Raw genomic sequence first — 20,252 nt, forward strand, 5'->3', positions numbered from 1 at the left:
AATTTAATTATTATGATAATCGTTTACGATTATATATTTGAGTCCGTCTTTTGTGGAACGGATAACAACGTATTTATCAGGGTATCTCTCTCGCAGCTCTTTCAAAGCAATTTGTACCAAAACACCATCAAGTATTTTTGTCTGAGCACGTCCGTCTCTATCTATATTTTCATATACGTTTGTTAAATATCTTGCAACGGATTCTTCTTGGTTTTTCAAAAATTCTGCTATTTCAAGACGCAGCTGCACATCATACTTTGTATTAATCCAATTAAATATCATATATGAGAGTGCTTTATATCTGTACCCCTCTTTCCCGATTAACAATGCAGCATCTTCACCTTTGAACTCTATAAGGAGTGTTTCTTTATCATAAGCTGAAACTTCTATTTTTTCTATCTCAAAACATATAAGATCAAAAAGCTTGTTAATATCTGCTTTTACCTCTTTTGCTACAACTTGTATATCAACCAAAGGTGCTGCTTCTTCGGATATTTCATCATCATATTCATCATCATAATCTGCCGTATAATCAAGACCGCTTGCCAAGTCTTCTTCCATCTCGTCTTCATCTTGATCACTAACAAAAGAAGTCGGCATAATAGTATCATTAAGCATTGTATGTGCCGGTGTTATATCTTCTGCTACTTCTATAACTTTTGGAGTTTCAGGAACCTGCACTGTTGCTACTTTTTTCTTTTCATCCAAAAGCTCATTTTTTATCGTTGCAACGATTATCGCTTTCTTTTTAAACAATCCTAAAAATCCACCACTTGGAGCCTGTACAACTTCAACAGCTAGTTGAGTTACCGAGCAATCCAAGGCAGCAGCTGCATCTTTAAATGCACCTTCTAATGTTACTGCTTCAATTTTAATCATTTTTATTTCTCGCTATTTTTTTCAATTGCCACTTTTGCATCTTTTGCGTTTTTAAACTGTTGATTTACCATAAACTGTTGTGCAATTGAGAAAAGGTTATTTGTAAACCAGTACAGAACAAGTCCTGAAGGGAAAGTTACAAAGAAAAATGTAAATATTACCGGAAGGTATTTAAATACTTTTTCCTGCATAGGGTCTGTAAAATTATTTGGTGTCATGCGCTGTTGTATGAACATTGACGCACCCATTAAAATTGGTAATACATAGTACGGATCCATACGTGACAAGTCATTAATCCAAAGAATCCAATCTGCACCCTGAAGTTCAACTGCATTTAAAAGCGTACGATAAAGCGCAAAAAATACAGGAATCTGTAATATCATAGGTAAACAACCACCTAGAGGGTTTGCACCGTGCTTCTTATACATCTCCATCGTAGCTGCATTTAATCGTTGTGGATCTTTTTTATATTTTTCTTTCAATTCTTTAAGCTTAGGCGCAAGCTCTTTCATCTTTTGCATAGAGACCATACCTTTGTATGTCAAAGGATATAAAACAGCACGAATCAGTGCAGTTAAAGCAATAATCGCCCATCCCCAGTTACCAAAAATACCATGCAGCCATGAAAGAACGGCAAAAAGAGGTTTCGCAGCAAAAGTAAACCAGCCGTATTCGATTGCATTTGTAAGTACAGGATCAATTGCTTTTAAAATTTTATGCTCTTTTGGCCCGATATATCCATGAATGTTTTCATCTTTTCTAGCATCAAAATAAACAACCGGATTGTCATCTTTTCCACGTTCAACTATAATATTTGTATCTTTTGTAAAACCATACAATATAATTGCCGTATACTGATCAAATGAAGATGCCAGTTTTACACCTTGGAACACCTGTCTGCCTTCAGCATCTCCATCTTCAATAATATGCGCAACGTCATCATCTGTATATATAAGTGCACCCGCAACTGCCATAAGTTTTTTAGAGACTTTTGGTCTGTCCCCAAGATAAATATAATGTCTCACATCCTTTGAAGTGGAAATTTTTGCATCATAATGACCATCAGTATAAAATGTTAACACTTTTGTTACAGTAAGAGCAGATAACTTTTGTGTTAATGTTACGGTAACAGGTTTGTCTTTTAGTGATACTTCACTTACATTTGCCGTATATGGAACTTTTGTAGCTTCATCATTTATTGCATCCTCAGCAAAACGAATATACAAAGGCTTTGTTCCTGTACTTGGAATTACCTGCGCATGTAAATTATCAGTATTTCTAAATTTATCTTCAAGAAGTTCTTTGGAAGACATACGTCCCAATGTATCTATCTTTAAAATAAAATTCTTATTTTTAATTGTAACAATGTTATTTGATATACTCTGAGCTATCTTTTCCTGTTGGGATATAGCATGTCCAGAAGCTTCTTCTACACGTGTTGTAACATCTTTTTTTGTATCTGTTTTTGATGTAACTTTATCTGTTTTAGCATTATCTGCTACCTTTTGTTCTTTCGATGGAAATATCGCAGTATAGCCTACGAAAAAAATTATTGACAATAGTACCGCTACTATTAATCTTTGATTTGGTGACATTTTGTCTAACACAAATTACCCTTTATATAAAAAATTTTTTATGATGTAATAACGGTTTTTTTTATTTGGAACCAACCAATACTTTATAGCATCAATCTCAAGTTTAGCGGGCTTTAAAGAGAGTCTGTCTAAAAGTGGATACTCTATTCCGCCGTCAAAAAATTGATTGCAACGTAGTATTCTAGTAAAAGAGTGGTAAAAAGCACTTGAAATTGAATTATTTTCAAAATTTATTCGTGCATATTCGCTACATGTAGGATAATAGCGGCATGATCCATAGCCGATTAGTGTAAAAAATTTCTGATAAAGCCATAAAAGCTTAAGTAAGAGTTTTCGCACGACTTAATACTTTGTTAAAATCATTGGTGAGTTTTTCAAAAGGTGCATCAAAAATTGCTGCTTTTGCAACAAAAACATATGTACCATCTTTAAAGGAGTCAGAGTATTCACAAAAAAGTGCACGAAGACGACGTTTCGCACGATTACGTTTTACTGCATTTCCCAGTTTTTTGGTAGCGGTAAAACCTACTTTGCGTACTCCTGGTTGAGGAAGAAAAAACAAAACTACACTCTGTGAGTGCTGGTTTTTTCCTTTATTATAAACATATTGAAACTCTTTATGGAGTTTCAATGTGTTAAATCCGCCTATACTGTCAATTTTTTACGACCTTTAGCACGACGACGATTAATTATGTTACGACCATTTTTAGTAGCCATTCTAGCTCTAAAACCATGTGTTCGTTTTCTAGGTGTATTATGTGGTTGGTATGTTCTTTTCATTCGACATATCCTTATCTGATTTAAGTTCGGAAGTTTACAAAAACTTTACTTAAAGCTCGGTTAAGGTTCATTTCACTTACACTTAATACTATTGTAATAAAACAAAGTTATAATACTAAAACAACACACAATCAAGGTTCACCGTCTATGCAGTATGTCAGTCTATTTTTACTAACTTTTTTGTTTTCAAGCATATTATTAGCTCAAGATGAAGACATTACTATTTTAGCAAAAAAGTTGAACTTATATGGAGGCCAAAAAGCAGCTATTCAGTGGAATCGTATTTTTTCTTCCCAACGTCACCTCAAAAAATATAAACTTGAAAAACTGCCTATACAAACCAGGAATAAACTGCAAAAATATCTTATTTCTCATGCAGCAGACTCAGAACAACCCATAGTACCAGGATTACAGCCATGAAAAAAACCCTTTTAATACTGCTAACAACACCGCTTTTATTGATGGCCTCACCAGCCGATGATGCTATTAATAAAAAAATACTTGAATTAGAAAAAGCCATTGTCGAACTTGCACAACGTTTACATGTAGAGACTATAGCTGAATTTGTATCGACACAATCAATTTTAGATACTGTGAAAAGATTAGGAGTAGATTATGCTCAAGGTTTCCATCTAGGAAAACCTTTAAGCATTGAAGAACATATAAAAAGTTAAAGTCTTAAGAAACCTTAACTTCCACTTCACCGTTTACAACAGTGAACTCAACGCGAGAACCTTCTTTAACTGTACCTTCTAAGATAAGGTCAGCTAAGCGGTCTTCAACGATTTCATAAAGAGCACGTTTAAGCGGACGAGCCCCATATACCGGATCAAATCCAGCTTCTGCAATATACTCTTTTGCCTCTTCGCTAAGAGAGAGCTCAATATCTCTTTCTTTGACTTTATTGGCAATTTCACTAAAGAAGATATCTACAATACCTTTAATCTGTTCTTTACCAAGTGCATTAAAGATAACCACATCATCAAGTCTGTTCAAGAACTCTGGTTTAAAAGCTTTTTTGAGTTCAGACATAACCATGCCTTCAAGCTCAGGACTTCCTGCATGTGTAATGATTTTATCACTTGCAATATTTGATGTCAAGATAATAATAGTATTACTAAAATCAACTGTCACACCTTTATTGTCTGTTAAGCGACCGTCATCAAGCACTTGCAGCAGCATATTAAACACATCAGGATGTGCTTTTTCCACCTCATCAAAAAGAACAACTGAATATGGTTTTCTTCTTACCGCTTCTGTAAGCTGTCCGCCTTCTTCATAACCTACATAACCGGGTGCTGCACCGACCAAGCGTGATACTGCATGTTTCTCCATGTACTCACTCATATCTATTCTAATGAGTGCATCTTCAGAGTCAAACAAGAACTTCGCCAAAGTTTTGGCAGTTTGTGTTTTACCGACCCCTGTAGGCCCAAGAAATAAGAAACTACCTATCGGTCTGTTCTTATCGCTTAAGCCTGCTTTATTACGTTTAATAGCACGTGCCACCGCATGTGTCGCCTGAGATTGACCGACAACAGTTTTATTTAACTCATCTTCAACGTGAATAATTTTATCTTTCTCACTTTGAAGCATTTTATTTACAGGAATACCTGTCCATCTGCTTACAATTGAAGCAATTGACTCTTCATCCACAGAGTTTTTAAGCAGTGTTCCCTCTGCCTGCATTCTATCCCACTGCTCATTAAGCTCTTTTTCCTGCTCAATGAGTTTTGGAATTTCACCGTACTCAATTTCTGCAGCACGGTTAAATTCAGAACGAGCTTTTGCAAGTTCTGCTTCACGGCGTTTTTGTTCAATCTCACCTTTGATAGCTGAGATTTTTTCAAAAACCTCTTTTTCAGTTTGAAACTGAGATTCTAGTTTTCTTACTTTTTCTTCAATATCAGCAAGTTCTTTTTCAATTTCTGCAAGACGTTTCTCATTTGATGGAGTTTTTTCCATCTTCAGTGCCTCTTTTTCAACCATAAGCTCTGAGAGTTTACGTTTAGCGGCACTCAGCTCATTCGGCTCAGATTCAATCTGCATTTTTAGTTCAGCTGCTGCCTCATCAATAAGGTCAATAGCTTTATCCGGTAAGAACCTGTCTGCAATATATCTGTCGGAAAGTTTTGCCGCAGCAACCAATGCGCTGTCTGCGATACTGACATTATGGTGCGCTTCGAGTCTTTCTTTAATTCCGCGAAGAATTTGTAGTGACTGATTTACTGTTGGTTCATCTACAGAAATCGGTAAGAAACGGCGTTGCAGAGCAGCATCTTTTTCAAAGTACTTTCTATACTCTTTAAGCGTTGTTGCACCGATAGTATGAAGTTCTCCACGTGCAAGAGCAGGTTTTAAGATGTTCGCCGCATCCATTGAACCCTCTGATGCACCCGCACCCACGATTGTATGAATCTCATCAATGAAAAGAATAATGTTTCCATTCTCTTTTACTTCATCAATAACCGCTTTTAATCTGTCTTCAAATTCACCACGATATTTTGCACCGGCAATAAGCGCTGACATATCAAGTGCAATAACACGCTTATTTTGCAGAGATGTCGGTACATCACCGCTTTGAATTCTTTGTGCAAGCCCTTCAACCAATGCCGTTTTACCGACACCCGGCTCACCAAGAAGCATAGGATTATTTTTTGTTTTACGAATCAGAATCTGCATAGTTCTTGCAATCTCTTCATCACGCCCGATAACAGGAGACAGTTTCCCCTCCGCTGCTTCTTTTGTTAAATCAATACCGTATTTTGAAAGAGATTCCAATGTTTCATCAGCAGTCTGTGAATCAATTTTCGCACCCCCGCGCGCTGCTTCAAGCTCTTTTGTAAGCTGCATAATATCTATGTATTTCGGTAATATAGTCGAAAACGGCTCTGTATTTAGGTTTGCCAATATATACGTATCAACAGCCAGATAAGAATCCCCGTTTTTCGTCATCAGGCCGATACCGTTTTCCAGCGTTCTTACAAAATCATGAGAAAGTTTTATATTCTCTTTTGTCACGCTTGAAGATTTTGGCAGTTTTTCCGCCATGCTTTTAATATCAAGCTCCATTGCAACTTTATCAACACCCATTTTATTGAACATTTGATTCAGCACAGAATCAGAATTTGTCAAAAGCGCCCATAAAAAATGTATCGGCGTCACTTCTTGATTTTTATTATGTAAAGCCAAAGACAACGCGCTCTCAATTGACTCAGTCATATTATGTGTTAATTTCTCAAAAATATTCTTCATTTCTCAATCCTTTTTTTTATTTATGGTGAAAGTATATACTCTTTACGAGTTTCATTTTGCTACTTTAGTTGCAAATTTAATTATACCTACCTGAGTCTTTATTTGTCAAGAAATCTAAGCGAAATAATTCATAAGTTCTTTTATCTCTTTATAACCACATATTTATTATAATATGCGAAAATATTCAGGACAATTCATGCTAAGTGTCACTCAGGCTTTAAAACAACGTTCCTCTAAAAGAGCATATCAAAATAAAAGCGTTCCTAAAGAAGTGCAAGAAAAAATTCTTGAAGCTGCCGCACAAACACCAAGCGGTGCCAATATGCAGCCTTGGATAACATATGCCGTCTCAGATGAAAAAGTTCTTAAAAACATTGGAGATGCAATCATTGCAAAAATGGACGCGGGCATTGAGAATGAGCAGTTTATCCAATACTACCCTCTTGAGTGGGTCAATCCTTACAAAAAGCGTAGAATTGTCACAGGTGCGGGACTCTACAAGCTCATGGAAGTTGATCGAAAAGACAATGAAACACGCATTGAAATGTGGAAAGACAATTTTAGATGGTTTGGTGCAAAAAGTGTATTTTTTGTTTTTACGGACAAGGCAAATATTGACGGTGCGCAGGGCGCTTTAATTGATTGCGGTGCCTATATGCAGAGTATTATGCTTGCAGCACAAGAGTTCAGCGTAGATTCCTGTCCTCAAGGCTCAACAACAGAGTTTGGAAAAGTGGTCGCTGATGTTTTAGAAGTACCCGATAATCTTGCTCTTTTATACAGTGTGGTTTTAGGCTATGCAGATGAAGAGGCTAAAATCAACAATTATAAGCCCCAAAGAGAACCGCTCGAGAAGAGTGTAACTTTTATATAAGTCCTTTTTTCTTATAACGAGCAAGCATACTTTTGTTACCGCTCACACCTCCGCTGTGTATATACATAACTTTTTCATTTGTCTGCTCCAAGAGTGCCTGCCACATCGCCGGAGCGTAGAGCAAATCAAATTCAATACCCTTTACATGTAAGCTCTGATATATTTCATAAAATTCCGGATACGGTTTAGCAAAATGGTACTTTTTTTTCGGTTCTAAAATAATGAGGTTACTCGGAATTTTTGCCAAAGCATTCATCTGCTCTTTTAAATAGGCACTGTCACCGATGCAGGGAGTAGTATACACTTTATATTCAGGTAGAGCAAGAGCCAGAAAAAGTGCCGTTGTTCCTGTTCCCGAAGGTGTTGCCAGAGCCTTTACATGTAAAGTTGTATTTTGCTTGCGTATCTCTTGTGCCAACACTTCTAAACCTTTTTTTGCCGCCTCTAGTGCACCGCCCTGGTCTACAAGCAGAGTTTTTTCATCCAAATTCAAACGCAAAGAGGCTATGTACTCTTTATAATAATCATTCTCTATCTCTCTGTGCTCCATTCCTAAAGCAAGAGCGTGCGCATAATTACCTTCACATTCATTTTTTTGTGTAGCAGAAAGTTTTTTTGTATAATAAATGAATTGCCACTTTTTTTTCTGACACATTGCCGCAATAGCAAGCATTGCATTAGACTGTGTACCACCATAAGATATCAAGGTGTTATAAGTATTGTTTGGAGTATTTAAGAGGGTGTAAAGTTTTCTATATTTGTTGCCGGCAAGACAGGGGTCAATCAAATCATCCCGCTTGACAAAAAACTCTCTCTCCTCTAAAATAATTTTAGAAAGAGGAGAGTTTTGCATGAGCTACTTAATAGCTGCTTTTTTCTGTAATGCATCCATTTTTTTCTTCATTACAGCTTTAAATTTTTCCATTTTTAAACGTTGCTCAATAAATGCTTTTACCTCATCAAAACTTCGAGTCATAGATGGTTTTTTGTCTTCCACATAAATAACATGGTATCCAAATTGCGTTTTTACAGGTTTTAGCGTCACTTCACCTTTTTTCATAGAAAACACTTTATCATTAAAAGCAGGTACCATTTGACCTTTAGAAAAATATCCTAAATCTCCGCCTTTAGGTCCGCTTGGTCCAGTTGACTCTTTTTTAGCAAGCTCAATAAATTTTTCTTTGAGTTTTTCACCGCTTAATGATTTTAACTGTGCTATAATTTTCTTTGCTTCATCTTCTGCTTTTACTAAAATATGACGAGCATGCACACTCTCTTTTTCATTAAACTCTTCTTTGTTTTTGTTATAGTAATCTTTGAGCTCTTTATTTGAAATTTTGATACTATCAAGAAGTTTTTTCTGCCAAACCTGAATTGCAAGTTCTTTTTTCATTCTCTGCTCAAGTTTTTTATACTCACTTTTATACTCTTTTGAGTTAATAATACCAGATTTTTTAGCATCATTATAAATTAACTCTTTTCCTATAAGTTGTTGAAGAACCTGTTGTCTAAATGCAGCTTGACGGTCAGCCGGTACTTGGTTAAATCGCCCCTGTGTCGCATTCATAAGCTCTGTGTCAACATCTTGTTGCGTGATTGCCTTTCCGTTTACTGTAACTAATGTTTTTGCAGATGCAATTGAGCCGGTCAATAGCAATGCAGATAATAACATTGTAACTTTATTCATTATAGTTCCTTATAGATTGATAAGAAGAAGTTTAATAGCAATATATTAATAGTTATTAAACAGATTCATTTTCATGTGTTATTTTAAGATATTTGTCTAAAATATATTCTAACTTTTCCCGTGTAAGCGGTTTTGAAATATAATCATCAAGACCTTCTTTTAAAAGCATCTCTTTGTCCCCTTCCATAGCCATCGCAGTAAGTGCAACAATAGGAGCTTGTGATTTGAGAAGCATCATATCTTTAATTTCTTTTGTCGCAACAATTCCGTTCATATAAGGCATATCTATATCCATAAAAATAATGTCATATTTTTTCTTTTTATACATTTTAACAGCCTCAAGTCCGTTTGATGCAGTAGAAACTTTGATATTGTACTCTTGAAGCAGTATTTTAATGAGGCGCTGGTTAATCAAATTATCTTCCACTACCAAAGCATCAATTTTGTCTTTGATTTTTAATTGATTTTCATCATCGCTTGTGTATTTAAAACTGTTTGCCATATAAAGATGTTTGGCGACAGAACTTGCCAATAATGGTTTTTGTATCACTTCGTCCACAATATGTGTCATTTTCGTTTGCAGTTTTTCATCTTCTTCTAAAAGAAGAATCACAGGTGCTTTTTTCGTGTAGGTTGCAAGGTCAAGCATCCATGAAGAATCATCCTGATTCGCTACAATATAGAGTTCATCTATATCATCATAAACATCTTCGTTCAATTCAGAAGATTTGGTTACATCTATAGCAAATGAACGCAGATATATAGTTAGAAAGTTAGCATCATCAACTTTTTCTTTATCTAATAAAAGTACTTTGGCTTTTTTACCCGGCATCATTTTATAATTTTGACCTCTTGATTCTTTAAAATTAAGAACAAAATTCACATAGGTACCACTGCCTATTTCACTGTTTATTCGTAGTTCAGAGTCCATCAGTTTTACCAAACCACTTGAAAGGCTCAACCCGATTCCGAGTCTCTCATCCGCATGACTACCCGCTGTAAAAGGCTCATCCATGAGAGCTATCTGCTCTTGAGACATCCCTTGACCATTATCTTTTACGCCAAAACCAATGGTACAAGCTCCATTTTGGAGTCGTTTTAAAAGTTTGACCTCTATAATGACTTTACCGCCATGCGGCGTAAACTTAATCGCATTTTGAATGATAGAACGCATAACCTGCAAGATTTTTTTCGCATCTCCCTCTAATTCTTGAGGCAGTTTTGGATCAATAAAACTCATAACCCCAACACCATTATTGTTAGCTTTATCAAAACATGTATAAATGAGTTTTTCCATTTCAACTAGCAGGTTAAAAGGTTCTAACTCTACTTCAAGACGTCCGCTTTGAAGCTGTGATAAATCTAACAAGGTTTCAATGTTATTCATTAAATTCTTTGAAGAATAATCAATCATATCAAGATACTCATTTTGATGTTCATCAAGATCAGTGGATTTAAGTAATTCTATAAAACCTAAAATGCCGTTCATCGGTGTTCTGAATTCATGCCCTATATTGGACAAGAACTTTGTTTTTAACTTTTCAACCTCTTTTGTTTGCATTCTTGCTTTTTGCAAATCTGTGATATCTTTTAATTCCAAAATATACAGTTTAGTGTTTTTTGAATATTTATGGCATTTAGCTTCTATACTTAACAAATTCCCTTTTTCATCGGTCATACTCACTCTATAACCATCACTTTTATATTTTTTAATATAATCCAGCCAACTTTTGTCAGACTCTGTAAATATCTCTTCACTCTCATTCAAAAATATATCGCGAATACTTTCATTTTCTCTTTTAAAATCTTTTATATCATAATAATTCATAGTATTAAAAAAAGTTTTATTAGCACCTATCCATCCCTCGCCATGCAGAAAATAGAGCATCATCGTATCACTGCTGTCAGCCACTTCGGCAAAAAAATCTTTGTCCAACTGTGAAAGCAATGTCTCTTTTTTCCTGCTTGCATCATACACATGGACGCTTTTTTGTTTTGAAAATAGTGAAAATATACCCATATTTTTCTCCTATGATAAGTCATTGCTTTGATTATAACATATAAGTTGCTAAAATACATCTATGAAAAAAGCAACAAAAAAAGAGATACAAGAGATTAAAAAACGCTTTATTGAGCGTTACAGCGATGCAGTGACGGAACTTCACTATAAAAATGCCTATGAACTCGTCATTGCAGTTGCACTCTCAGCACAATGCACTGACAAAAGAGTCAATCTTATTACGCCTCTCCTGTTTGAAAAATATCCGACACCTCAAGATTTGGCAAATGCCGCTATTGAAGATGTTAAAGAACTTATTAACAGTTGTTCATTCTTTAATAATAAAGCAAAAAATCTTATTGCTATGGCAAAACGTGTTGTAGAGGTTTATAACGGTGAAATTCCGATGAATGAAAAAGATTTGCAGACACTTGCCGGTGTCGGGCAAAAAACGGCACATGTTGTGATGATAGAATATACCGGTGCAAATCTTATGGCAGTGGATACCCATGTTTTTCGTGTTGCACACAGACTCGGTCTCAGTGATGATAAAACCGCAAAAGCTACAGAAGCTACTTTGGTAAAAAAATTTAAAACTGACTTACATGTACTCCATCAGGCAATGGTTTTGTTTGGACGATACATATGCACCGCCAAAAATCCAAAGTGCGATGAGTGTTTTTTAACCCAATTTTGTAAAACAAAAGAGAGTTTCAAAGTTTAGGTATGCAAAGTGCTTAGAAGTCATTATGATTAAAATATATTTACTGATTTTACTTAGCATCCTTTTTAGCGGTTGTGTAAATAAACACGGCATCTCTGCAAAAGTCTACAGTGATTGCAAAGAGTACTATGACCTGCAGGGATATTACCATAAAGAGTGTGGTGAAGACGACATCATCACTTATGATACTATGGGTAAAGAGATAAAAAAAGGTGCCAAAAAAGTAAAAAGCCTTTTTGTAAAAGAAGAACCGAAAGTTCAAAAAAATGTTTGGTAGTTTTTGAGACCGTAAAATCACTATGGCTTCGCTCATAAACACTCCCGCTTGCAATAGCATTGATGATTTGAACTTAGGTAATTGACTGAGAGTTCAACTGTCGATATATAGGTTTTATCATATTGTAAATGCTGAAGCGCTGCTTTATAAAAATTTGTCATATCTGCGTTTGCACTCAAAGCAATGAGTGAAACTAAAGCTATCTTTTTTATCATTTCGTCATCATGGTTCATTAGAGCATGAGAAAGAGCTTGAATTATTAGGCTGTTAAGCTATAATTTAAAAAACCACCTTCACAGTAGTTCCATTTTCTTTATCAGACTCTATCTCTAAATTTCCATCATGCATCAAAACACTATTTTTGACAATACTTAGACCCAATCCAAAACCTTCAATTTTTTTATTACGTGAGCTGTCAGCTCTGTAAAAGCGTTCTGTGATTTTTGAGAGATGCTCTTTTGATATTCCTATGCCCTCATCTTTTATACTGAAATAAATTTTAGAATCTTGATAAAGTGAAATGTAAATATTTCTATTTTTTGAAGTGTATTTTATGGCATTATCTATGAGATTTACAAAAATAGATTCTATTAGTATTGGATTAGCCTGCATATTTATTGGCTCAATTTTTTCTATATGCAATTTGAGATTTTTTTCCTGAAATTGTAATTGGAATTTATCTATAACCTGCATCAGTAAGGTATCAACAGAGCACTTTTCAAAGGATTCTTTGATATTCTCTTTGGAGTATTTTGTTAAAAGAAGCAGCTGTTTAACTATAAGTTCTATCTGTTTTGATTGTTTTTGTATGGTTTTTAGGCTCTGTTCGTACTTCTGAGGAGTGCGTAGTTTTCTCAATGCGATTTCTATCTCGCCTTGAATAACAGTAAGAGGCGTTTTAAGTTCATGTGAAACATCAGTATTAAATCTGTCCAATCTCTCAACCCCGTTTTGCAGTCTCTTAATCATTGCATTAAAAGAGAGCACCAGCTCTTTTATTTCATCTTCATCTTTTGGAAGTTCTATCTCTTGTGTAAATTTTGTAATCGAGATATCTTTTGTGGCATTAATAAGTTTGTTTATGGGCAAAAGAATTTTATCTATCATTTTACTTGCCAAAAATATAAAGGCCAGCAGTAAAATCGGGATAAGAAAGAGCAGTACATCTTGAAAATTTTCTATCCTATTATCAATATTTTTTCTTAATATCAAAGTTGTTTTTACACCTTGTTCGTCTATATAGAGCGCATCTATATAATCATCATCGCCAGTGTGTGTGATTATAAAAAAATTTTCTTTTTGATTGAGGTATTTTTTATAGTTTTTAAGTGAAAACAATGCTGTAGAGTCTTCTATTGTGCCATTATGAAGTGTTAAAACTTCCACATTTGGAATTTTTTTATCTCTTTTATGTGCTAAGAGCTGCAATTTACTTTTAATATTATTATCAATACTTTGATTAAGAAAGTAGTTAAATGAAAAAGCGAATAAGGATAAAACCACAAATGCAAGGCTTCCAAACCAAAGCAGTATACGGATTTTCAGAGATTTAAACTGCAATTTTATATCCTATGCCTCTATTGCTTTTGATAAACTCTTTTCCGAGCTTTTTTCGTAAGTGGTAAATGGTCACCTGAATAACATTTGAGTTAATGTACTCTTGATTATTCCAAAGTTGTTCTTCTATCATTGCATTTGATACAAAACCGTTTTTATGTTTTATCAAAAATAGTAAAAGTTCATACTCTTTTGCACTGAGTTCAATATTTTCATCATCTTTACGCACTGTTTTTGTATCGCTATTGATGATTATATTTCCTAAAGTGATAAGATTGACACCGTTTGAAATATCTCTTCTATGCAAAGCTTCAACCCTTGCAACAAGCTCTTTATATGAAAATGGCTTAGCGAGATAATCATCTGCACCATGTTGCAAACCCGTAACTTTATCTTCAATCTCGCCTTTTGCACTGAGTATAAGGATAGGCGTTGTAATCTTCTTTTCTCGCAAAGATTTTGTAATCTCAATCCCACTTTTGTATGGCAACATCCAGTCCATAATGATTACATCATAAGAGTTCATACCTGCTAGATACTCCCCGTCTTCACCGTCTAAGGCACTGTCAACAATGTATCCGTCTTCATCAAATCCTCTTTTTAAAAAAGAGAGAATATTTTCATCGTCTTCTATGATAAGTAGTTTCATTTTTTAATTGTACCTAATTTTATGCCCTCAAATGAGGCAAAAGCAAGAAAAAGGAGAAAATGAAATTTGAACAATTGCTTTTGTCTCATTTGAGAGCATATTATGTTTTACCATTTATAACTTAAACTCAATCCTTTGAAATCACTACCTACAATTGGTGTAACTTGTAAGTTTTTATATGGTGTAACAAAATACCAACTTGAAAGAATTCCGAGTGCGGCTCCGGCATATACGTCGATTGGGTGATGTCTATTTACATGTACTCTGCTGTAACCTGTATATGCAGCTGCAATATATGGCAAAATTGCATATTTTAATCCATAGCGTTTATGTATAAAACTAGCCCCGGCAAATGCACTTGATATATGACCTGAGGGGAAAGAGTCCTTGTTATTACTATCTGGTCTTTTTTCTCTTACGGTATATTTCAAAATATATGTAGCAGCCATAGTTGAGCCAAAACTTTTATAAAACTGCATCTGTCCATCTTTATCACCAAGATAAAGAGATGTGCCGTAAGCTCCGGCAGGAATTGCAATTGATAAAATATCACCTATCGATTCTGTCGCACTTTTTGCATAGAGCCAATTGCTCATTTCAAGCAAAATTGCAATTGATATAATAAACTTTTTCATAAAATCCTCACTTTATTTTGATGAAGAAGTTTATGATGTGAAAATGAAATAAAAATGAAAAGCTATGGTGTTATTTTTATCACTTGATAGCTTATGTTTTCATTCTCAACTGTGACTTTAATATAATGAAAAAATCCTCCGTCTTTTAAGGGTGCACCGGCACCGCCTGAAATGATATAAGGAGTTTTATGCCAAATCCCATGATAATAAGCATGTATATGAGAGCAAAAGAGCTTCGTCACATTGTACCTCTCAAACAGTTTATTGAGCATTTTCGCAACTCCTGCTTAAGCCAAGAAAATTGCTTTAAACCCAGTCCTTCATCATCGGCATCATCTACAATGATAAAATAGCTGTTTTTAAATGCAAAAATGAAAATTTTTGGTTTGTAGGGTTTATATTTTGAATCTCTTTTAGTATTATTTCATTGTAAGACTGAGAAGACAGGAGTGTCACACAAGAAAATAAAAAGAATATATATTTCATCTAGCGAATCCTTATAAAATGAAAAAAGAGCGGAATAATATATAAATTTATAACAATAGCAAAAAGTAATCCTCCCATGATGGAAATAGCCAAATCTTGAATGATTTGTGTACCTGTTCCAATAGCAAGAGCGATAGGCAGCAGTGCCAAAGCATTTGACACCATAGTCATAAGAATCGGTTTTGCCCTTAAAGCAAGTGCATCGAGCTGTTGTTCTATCTCACAGGTCTGATGATTTAAGTTCATCTGAAAAAAATCATATATCAATACATTATTGTTTATAACAATACTTAAAACAATTAAAACACCCATAAAAGCCATAATATCCAAAGGCTTATGTGTTAAATACAAAGCTAAGAATACTCCGGTAGATGTTAATATAAGTGCAGTAACAATAGCAACAGCGATACGGAGTGAGCTGAAGTTTAGCAACAGACCGATAAAAATGATAGTGACAGCAAAAAGTATAACTAAACTCATCTGTTTAAATGATTTTTGCTGTTCTTTATAAAATCCGCTGATTTCAGTTGTAATGTTATCAGGGATTTTTGCATTGTTCATCTCTTTTTTAATTTTGGCAACAACGCCGCTCATATCATTCCCGGTAAAACGAATACCCAATACACATACCGGAGACAGATTATAATGACTGACTTCGGCTACTTTGTTTTCATAAGAGATATCTGCCAACTCTTTAAGTGGAATTCTTTGTTTTAGTGTTGGTGAATAAATTTTTAGATCTTTTTTCAAATATGCAATAGGATCAATATTTGGTCTGCTCATTAAAACTCGAAGATTAATAAGTTTTTCACCATTTGCCACAGAAGCCACAATTTTTCCATAATAAAGTGCACTGATTTGACTTCTTATCATCGCCTCATCTATGCCATAGCGTGAACGTGCGATACTTTTTGCTTTTATATTAATAGCAGGAGAAGCATACGATGTTAAAACATTTACCTCTTCCACATCTTTTATTTTTCTGAGAACTTTTTGCAGCTTGTAACCTTGGGTAATGAGCTCTTCGGGATTTGAGCCAAACAGATGCACAGAAATAGGTGCATCTGCACCCATAATATCACCAAGTCTATCTTCAAGTACCTGTGAAAGTCCAAGTTCTACAATATTTGGTATTTGTGCTTCAATCTTTTTGCGTATATCATCTATTACCTCAAAACTGCTGCGTTTATGATTTGCTTTGAGCGTAACTAAAAAATCACCCTGATTTATGGGAATATTTAGTTTTCCAAGTCCGGTTCCAATGCGCATAGTCCAATTTTTTACCTCTGGTATTTTACTGAGTATCATACCTATTTCATCAAACTCTTCTTGAGATTGATTGAGTGTTATTTCTGTTGGTAAAACCAAATCAACAACAATATTTCCCTCATCCCATTGTGGCAGGAAAGCTGACGGAATATGAAGATATAAAACTGCCGACGTAGCTAAAAAAGCTATAATTAATGGAATTGAAACCCAAGAGTGCTTAAAACTTTTACGCATAAAATTTATATATTTATCTATATATTTCTGCATAAAATCTTCATTTTTATTTTGTTCCTTTGGAAGCATTATATATGCTATTACAGGAGTTAAAAAAATCGCTATTAGTTGGGAGATGAAGTAAGTTATAACCAAAACTATCGCTAATTGTTTAAAAAAGACTCCGACTATGCCACTGACAAGCAAAAGAGGAACAAATATTAAAACAGAAATTGTTGTAGCAACACTCATAATAGGCAAAATCTCACCAGATCCCTTGATAATGGCATTCCGTTTTGTCTCCCCGTTTTCGTAATGACGTTCTATATTTTCAACAACTATCAGCATTTGATCAATCAGTCCTCCCATCGCCGCAACCATACCGCCAAGAGAAAAAATATTAAAATCAATACCAATAAGTTTCATACCTATTATGGTTATAAAAAAAGTAACAGGAATAATAAAAAGTGCAGCTAAAGAGAGTGTAAATTTTCTTAAAAAGAAAAATATGATTAAAACAGCTATAAATGAACCAATTACTATGGCATCAACAACACTTCTTACAGCTTTTTTGATAAAAACAGTACCATCATAATACTTCTTAAGTTTAATGCCGTCTTTGGCGAGTTTTTTATTGAGTGCATCTACTTTTTTATTAAAGGCCTTTTGAACATCTATGGCATTTGCATTTGGCTGACGAAGCAAATCAAATACAACAGCATTTTTAAAGCCACTTACAGCAGAAATCTCTTTAACAGGATTTTCTCTCTCTATAAGCAGTGCAATATCACTCAGTTTTATACTTTTACCATTTCCAAGAGATATATTTAATTTTAAAAAATCATTTGCATTGGTTCTTTTTTGATTGAGTGAAAGAATATACTGAGTATGTTTATCATTAATAAGTCCCAAAAAATCTATACTGTTTTGGGCTTTTAACTGTGTGATAATATCATCTATATTTAATTTATACGCTGCTACTTTTTTGCCATCAAGTATAAGTTTATACTCACTCCATGCAGGAGATTTCATCTGTATATCATATACTCCATCGATTCCAAGCATAACAGGTTTTAACTCATAATAAAGCTTTTCCGTCAATCTTGCACGAGAAACACTGTCTGAACCTATGGCATAAATAGAAACAGGATACATGCTCGGTGTTGCCTGTTTAATTGTTATTTTGGCGTTTGGACTTATAGAGTTTTTAATATCCGCCATACGAGCCTGAACGAGTTGATAAGCCAGATAAGGGTCTATACTCCAGTTGAAGTAGATATTAATATCAGTTGTTCCGACTGAGGTAGAAGAGACTATCTTTTGTACATCTTGAACACTCTTTAGGGCTTCTTCGCTTGGCTTTGTAACGGAGTAAAGCATCTGTGAAATAGGGGCATGCCCATTGTCAATGCTTACTTCAATACGTGGAAAAAAGATATTGGGCAATACTCCTTGTGGAATAGTAGTTGAGACTTTGTACCCAACAGAAGTTAATAGTGTAATAATTAAAATAATCGCTAGTTTATTTTTGAGTATGTAGAGGTAAAAACCTTTTTTCTCTTGCATTACTTCACACTCACTCTCAAGTTATCATGAAGCATATAGGCATTTTTAAGTGCTACTCTTGCATCTTTTGGAAGTGTGTTTTTGATAAGAGCATTTTGCAGCATATCTTTTTGAATCTCAATAAAAGCGAGATGGGCGATATTGTTTTTATCTATAAGATAAACTGCCGGACGATTATCAACAAGAACTATTGCTTCTTTTGCTATGAGAATACCATTGAGATTTTTTAAGATGATTTTAGCTGTAAGTTGTAGATTCAAAGGAAGTTTCTCAGCCGGTTTAGCAATGAGTTCCATAAGGTTATTAGAAGTTTTTGGAAGAATATTGACGATAGTTGCAAAACAATTTTTGTAGCTGCTTTGTAGTTGTACTTGCATTTCTTTTTTAATTTTTACAGCATAACTGCTGTCTACAAAAAGTTTTACATAGTTATTTTCATCAAGCAGCATTGCTATAGTTGTTCCATAATTTATATAAGAATTATTTGACACAAAATTTGTAAGCACTCCATTGTGTGGTGCTTTAATAAGTGCATTTTTTTGTTCTAAAAGAAGCAGGTTATACTCATTTAGCGTGCTATGGTAAATTTCTTTTAAGTGTTCATAAGCAATTTTGTCACTAAGATAACTGTTTTTTGAAGCGACACCCATTTTATATTTTTCTAGTGATGTTTGAAGTTTTGTCTTAAAAAAGTTGAGTTCATTTGTTTGTAAGCTTAATTTATTATGCAGATATTGCAACTTTTTATCTCTTGTTTTATTAGTTACAAGTGCAATAATATCACCTTTAGCTACAGTGCTGTTTTGAGAAATCTTCCAATGGAGAATACCTGATATTTTTGCTGTTAATGCATACCTGCTTTTTGAAATAACTTTACCGTTGACTTCTATAGTAGATGACATTGTGCTCATTTTAGGTTTAATAATACTAACAGAAACCGACGAAGCAAAAACAGGGATACAAAGGAGATAAACAAGTATTATTTTTTGAAACATTATTAGCCTTTGTATATATTTACTTCAATAATATACAAAGAAGATGAAATGAAAATGAATTTTCTCTTATTTTAAAGCTATAAAAGTAGCAAAATTGGCCCATCTCAAAAGTACTTCACAATGAGAAAAACCTGCATTTAATGCCATTTTTATATTTTCTTCTTCACTGTAAGGTACAAGCACATTTTCCAAAGCTTCACGTTTTTGCATAATCTCATACTCTGAGTAGCCTTGTTCCTTTTTAAAATCATAATAGCATTCAATCAACTCTTTATTGAGTTTTGGATGATGAGAAATTACCTTTTCGCTAAATATAAAAGCACCCTCTTTTTGTAATGCAGCTGCAATTTTTTTTACTAATTCTTCGCGTACAAGGGGACGGATAAATTGCAGAGTATAGTTACTTATAAAAACATCTGCCTCTTTGTAGTCGTACTCAAGTATGTCAGCATTGCAAACTTCAATATCCGCACCGTATGCTTCACATTTCTGCCTCGCACGTTGCAACATTGCCTCAGAGTTGTCAAGACCGATGAGTTCTGCGTTCGTTGATAATTTTCTATGGATATTAAGCAGTGTTGATGCCGTTGAACAGCCCAAATCATATACTCTCCCGTTTTCATTCAAGTTTTTGAGGGCAAAAAATTCTGTAATTTTCTGAGACTCTTTATAAAAGGGTACGCTTCTCTCAAGCATATCATCAAAGACGGCTGCAACCTCTTCATCAAATTCAAACTGTTTTTTTATCGGTTTTGCAAATACTTTATCATTCATAAATAGAATTTTATCAAAATAAGCCTATAATTGAGTAA

General features: G+C 34.4%; 23 protein-coding genes. 5 read left to right on the forward strand and 18 right to left on the reverse strand.

The features are described from left to right. Nucleotides 1–3 precede the first annotated feature (3 nt). Genes SAUT_RS08440 through rpmH form a run of 5 tightly spaced genes read right to left on the reverse strand, consistent with a single transcriptional unit; the run spans nucleotide 4 to nucleotide 3,254 of the window. Nucleotides 4–879 (reverse strand): Jag N-terminal domain-containing protein, encoded by an 876-nt coding sequence (locus SAUT_RS08440; protein WP_013327466.1) that lies wholly within the window; start codon nucleotides 877–879, stop codon nucleotides 4–6. Between the two features lie 2 nt (nucleotides 880–881). Then, nucleotides 882–2,486, reverse strand: coding sequence for a membrane protein insertase YidC (gene yidC, locus SAUT_RS08445; RefSeq protein WP_013327467.1), 1,605 nt, complete (start codon nucleotides 2,484–2,486; stop codon nucleotides 882–884). Nucleotides 2,487–2,489: 3 nt separating this feature from the next. Next, entirely contained in the window at nucleotides 2,490–2,813 is a 324-nt protein-coding gene (yidD, locus tag SAUT_RS08450) for a membrane protein insertion efficiency factor YidD (protein WP_041675218.1), read from the reverse strand. Further along, entirely contained in the window at nucleotides 2,794–3,105 is a 312-nt protein-coding gene (rnpA, locus tag SAUT_RS08455) for a ribonuclease P protein component (RefSeq protein WP_013327468.1), read from the reverse strand. Before rnpA ends, yidD begins: the two co-directional genes overlap by 20 nt. Before the next feature lie 14 nt (nucleotides 3,106–3,119). Then, a complete protein-coding gene (gene rpmH, locus SAUT_RS08460; RefSeq protein ID WP_013327469.1) occupies nucleotides 3,120–3,254 on the reverse strand; it encodes a 50S ribosomal protein L34 in 135 nt (44 codons plus the stop codon). Between the two features lie 147 nt (nucleotides 3,255–3,401). On the opposite strand from rpmH, the gene SAUT_RS08465 reads away from it, so the two are divergent. Together SAUT_RS08465 and SAUT_RS08470 are read left to right on the forward strand one after the other, a co-directional pair. Beyond that, nucleotides 3,402–3,674 carry a hypothetical protein gene (locus tag SAUT_RS08465; RefSeq protein ID WP_013327470.1) on the forward strand — a complete coding sequence of 91 codons (273 nt, stop codon included), beginning with the start codon at nucleotides 3,402–3,404 and terminating at the stop codon, nucleotides 3,672–3,674. Beyond that, the gene (locus SAUT_RS08470) at nucleotides 3,671–3,928 is read left to right on the forward strand and encodes an EAL domain-containing protein (RefSeq protein WP_041675221.1); all 258 of its coding nucleotides are present in this window, start codon (nucleotides 3,671–3,673) and stop codon (nucleotides 3,926–3,928) included. The genes SAUT_RS08465 and SAUT_RS08470 overlap by 4 nt, the downstream gene beginning before the upstream one ends. A gap of 4 nt (nucleotides 3,929–3,932) precedes the next feature. On the opposite strand, the gene SAUT_RS08475 is transcribed toward SAUT_RS08470, so the two are convergent. After that, nucleotides 3,933–6,509: an ATP-dependent Clp protease ATP-binding subunit gene (locus SAUT_RS08475; RefSeq protein ID WP_013327471.1), complete on the reverse strand. Its 2,577-nt coding sequence runs from the start codon at nucleotides 6,507–6,509 to the stop codon at nucleotides 3,933–3,935. 196 nt (nucleotides 6,510–6,705) lie between these two features. On the opposite strand from SAUT_RS08475, the gene SAUT_RS08480 reads away from it, so the two are divergent. Beyond that, nucleotides 6,706–7,383 carry a nitroreductase gene (locus SAUT_RS08480; protein WP_013327472.1) on the forward strand — a complete coding sequence of 226 codons (678 nt, stop codon included), beginning with the start codon at nucleotides 6,706–6,708 and terminating at the stop codon, nucleotides 7,381–7,383. Here the strand turns inward: SAUT_RS08480 and SAUT_RS08485 are convergent. Genes SAUT_RS08485 through SAUT_RS08495 form a run of 3 tightly spaced genes read right to left on the reverse strand, consistent with a single transcriptional unit; the run spans nucleotide 7,376 to nucleotide 11,090 of the window. Beyond that, the gene (locus SAUT_RS08485) at nucleotides 7,376–8,236 is read right to left on the reverse strand and encodes a pyridoxal-phosphate dependent enzyme (RefSeq protein WP_013327473.1); all 861 of its coding nucleotides are present in this window, start codon (nucleotides 8,234–8,236) and stop codon (nucleotides 7,376–7,378) included. The genes SAUT_RS08480 and SAUT_RS08485 overlap by 8 nt on opposite strands. 3 nt (nucleotides 8,237–8,239) lie before the next feature. Beyond that, nucleotides 8,240–9,070, reverse strand: coding sequence for a peptidylprolyl isomerase (locus SAUT_RS08490; protein WP_013327474.1), 831 nt, complete (start codon nucleotides 9,068–9,070; stop codon nucleotides 8,240–8,242). A 55-nt stretch (nucleotides 9,071–9,125) separates the two neighbouring features. Then, the gene (locus SAUT_RS08495) at nucleotides 9,126–11,090 is read right to left on the reverse strand and encodes a response regulator (protein WP_013327475.1); all 1,965 of its coding nucleotides are present in this window, start codon (nucleotides 11,088–11,090) and stop codon (nucleotides 9,126–9,128) included. Nucleotides 11,091–11,151: 61 nt separating this feature from the next. Between SAUT_RS08495 and nth the strand changes: the two genes are divergently transcribed. Together nth and SAUT_RS08505 are read left to right on the forward strand one after the other, a co-directional pair. After that, entirely contained in the window at nucleotides 11,152–11,793 is a 642-nt protein-coding gene (nth, locus tag SAUT_RS08500; protein ID WP_013327476.1) for an endonuclease III, read from the forward strand. 25 nt (nucleotides 11,794–11,818) lie between these two features. Continuing rightward, entirely contained in the window at nucleotides 11,819–12,070 is a 252-nt protein-coding gene (locus SAUT_RS08505; RefSeq protein ID WP_013327477.1) for a hypothetical protein, read from the forward strand. A 32-nt stretch (nucleotides 12,071–12,102) separates the two neighbouring features. On the opposite strand, the gene SAUT_RS11295 is transcribed toward SAUT_RS08505, so the two are convergent. From SAUT_RS11295 to cmoA, 9 genes are all read right to left on the reverse strand, one after another. Beyond that, the gene (locus SAUT_RS11295) at nucleotides 12,103–12,285 is read right to left on the reverse strand and encodes a hypothetical protein (protein WP_148218522.1); all 183 of its coding nucleotides are present in this window, start codon (nucleotides 12,283–12,285) and stop codon (nucleotides 12,103–12,105) included. Between the two features lie 64 nt (nucleotides 12,286–12,349). Next, nucleotides 12,350–13,630 (reverse strand): sensor histidine kinase, encoded by a 1,281-nt coding sequence (locus tag SAUT_RS08510; RefSeq protein ID WP_013327478.1) that lies wholly within the window; start codon nucleotides 13,628–13,630, stop codon nucleotides 12,350–12,352. Further along, nucleotides 13,620–14,276, reverse strand: a complete 657-nt coding sequence (locus SAUT_RS08515) for a response regulator transcription factor (protein WP_013327479.1) — start codon at nucleotides 14,274–14,276, stop codon at nucleotides 13,620–13,622. Before SAUT_RS08515 ends, SAUT_RS08510 begins: the two co-directional genes overlap by 11 nt. A gap of 107 nt (nucleotides 14,277–14,383) precedes the next feature. Further along, nucleotides 14,384–14,911: a phosphatase PAP2 family protein gene (locus tag SAUT_RS08520; protein WP_013327480.1), complete on the reverse strand. Its 528-nt coding sequence runs from the start codon at nucleotides 14,909–14,911 to the stop codon at nucleotides 14,384–14,386. 62 nt (nucleotides 14,912–14,973) lie between these two features. Continuing rightward, nucleotides 14,974–15,183: a hypothetical protein gene (locus tag SAUT_RS08525; protein ID WP_041675224.1), complete on the reverse strand. Its 210-nt coding sequence runs from the start codon at nucleotides 15,181–15,183 to the stop codon at nucleotides 14,974–14,976. Nucleotides 15,184–15,247: 64 nt separating this feature from the next. After that, a complete protein-coding gene (locus tag SAUT_RS11385; protein ID WP_013327481.1) occupies nucleotides 15,248–15,397 on the reverse strand; it encodes a hypothetical protein in 150 nt (49 codons plus the stop codon). Continuing rightward, nucleotides 15,398–18,445, reverse strand: coding sequence for an efflux RND transporter permease subunit (locus SAUT_RS08530; RefSeq protein ID WP_013327482.1), 3,048 nt, complete (start codon nucleotides 18,443–18,445; stop codon nucleotides 15,398–15,400). Then, nucleotides 18,445–19,356 (reverse strand): efflux RND transporter periplasmic adaptor subunit, encoded by a 912-nt coding sequence (locus tag SAUT_RS08535; protein ID WP_169302259.1) that lies wholly within the window; start codon nucleotides 19,354–19,356, stop codon nucleotides 18,445–18,447. The genes SAUT_RS08530 and SAUT_RS08535 overlap by 1 nt, the downstream gene beginning before the upstream one ends. Before the next feature lie 150 nt (nucleotides 19,357–19,506). Then, a complete protein-coding gene (gene cmoA, locus SAUT_RS08540; RefSeq protein ID WP_013327484.1) occupies nucleotides 19,507–20,214 on the reverse strand; it encodes a carboxy-S-adenosyl-L-methionine synthase CmoA in 708 nt (235 codons plus the stop codon). Between the last annotated feature and the right edge of the window lie 38 nt (nucleotides 20,215–20,252).

Source organism: Sulfurimonas autotrophica DSM 16294, assembly GCF_000147355.1.
Lineage (GTDB): Bacteria > Campylobacterota > Campylobacteria > Campylobacterales > Sulfurimonadaceae > Sulfurimonas > Sulfurimonas autotrophica.

Coding starts and splice junctions, on each gene's coding strand:
- SAUT_RS08440 (WP_013327466.1), bottom strand. CDS start 879: ATGATTAAAATTGAAGCAGTAACATTAGAAGGTGCATTTAAAGATGCA.
- rpmH (WP_013327469.1), bottom strand. CDS start 3,254: ATGAAAAGAACATACCAACCACATAATACACCTAGAAAACGAACACAT.
- SAUT_RS08465 (WP_013327470.1), top strand. CDS start 3,402: ATGCAGTATGTCAGTCTATTTTTACTAACTTTTTTGTTTTCAAGCATA.
- SAUT_RS08470 (WP_041675221.1), top strand. CDS start 3,671: ATGAAAAAAACCCTTTTAATACTGCTAACAACACCGCTTTTATTGATG.
- SAUT_RS08475 (WP_013327471.1), bottom strand. CDS start 6,509: ATGAAGAATATTTTTGAGAAATTAACACATAATATGACTGAGTCAATT.
- SAUT_RS08480 (WP_013327472.1), top strand. CDS start 6,706: ATGCTAAGTGTCACTCAGGCTTTAAAACAACGTTCCTCTAAAAGAGCA.
- SAUT_RS08485 (WP_013327473.1), bottom strand. CDS start 8,236: ATGCAAAACTCTCCTCTTTCTAAAATTATTTTAGAGGAGAGAGAGTTT.
- SAUT_RS08490 (WP_013327474.1), bottom strand. CDS start 9,070: ATGAATAAAGTTACAATGTTATTATCTGCATTGCTATTGACCGGCTCA.
- SAUT_RS08495 (WP_013327475.1), bottom strand. CDS start 11,090: ATGGGTATATTTTCACTATTTTCAAAACAAAAAAGCGTCCATGTGTAT.
- nth (WP_013327476.1), top strand. CDS start 11,152: ATGAAAAAAGCAACAAAAAAAGAGATACAAGAGATTAAAAAACGCTTT.
- SAUT_RS08505 (WP_013327477.1), top strand. CDS start 11,819: ATGATTAAAATATATTTACTGATTTTACTTAGCATCCTTTTTAGCGGT.
- SAUT_RS11295 (WP_148218522.1), bottom strand. CDS start 12,285: ATGATAAAAAAGATAGCTTTAGTTTCACTCATTGCTTTGAGTGCAAAC.
- SAUT_RS08515 (WP_013327479.1), bottom strand. CDS start 14,276: ATGAAACTACTTATCATAGAAGACGATGAAAATATTCTCTCTTTTTTA.
- SAUT_RS08520 (WP_013327480.1), bottom strand. CDS start 14,911: ATGAAAAAGTTTATTATATCAATTGCAATTTTGCTTGAAATGAGCAAT.
- SAUT_RS08525 (WP_041675224.1), bottom strand. CDS start 15,183: ATGCTCAATAAACTGTTTGAGAGGTACAATGTGACGAAGCTCTTTTGC.
- SAUT_RS11385 (WP_013327481.1), bottom strand. CDS start 15,397: ATGAAATATATATTCTTTTTATTTTCTTGTGTGACACTCCTGTCTTCT.
- SAUT_RS08530 (WP_013327482.1), bottom strand. CDS start 18,445: ATGCAAGAGAAAAAAGGTTTTTACCTCTACATACTCAAAAATAAACTA.
- SAUT_RS08535 (WP_169302259.1), bottom strand. CDS start 19,356: ATGAGCACAATGTCATCTACTATAGAAGTCAACGGTAAAGTTATTTCA.
- cmoA (WP_013327484.1), bottom strand. CDS start 20,214: ATGAATGATAAAGTATTTGCAAAACCGATAAAAAAACAGTTTGAATTT.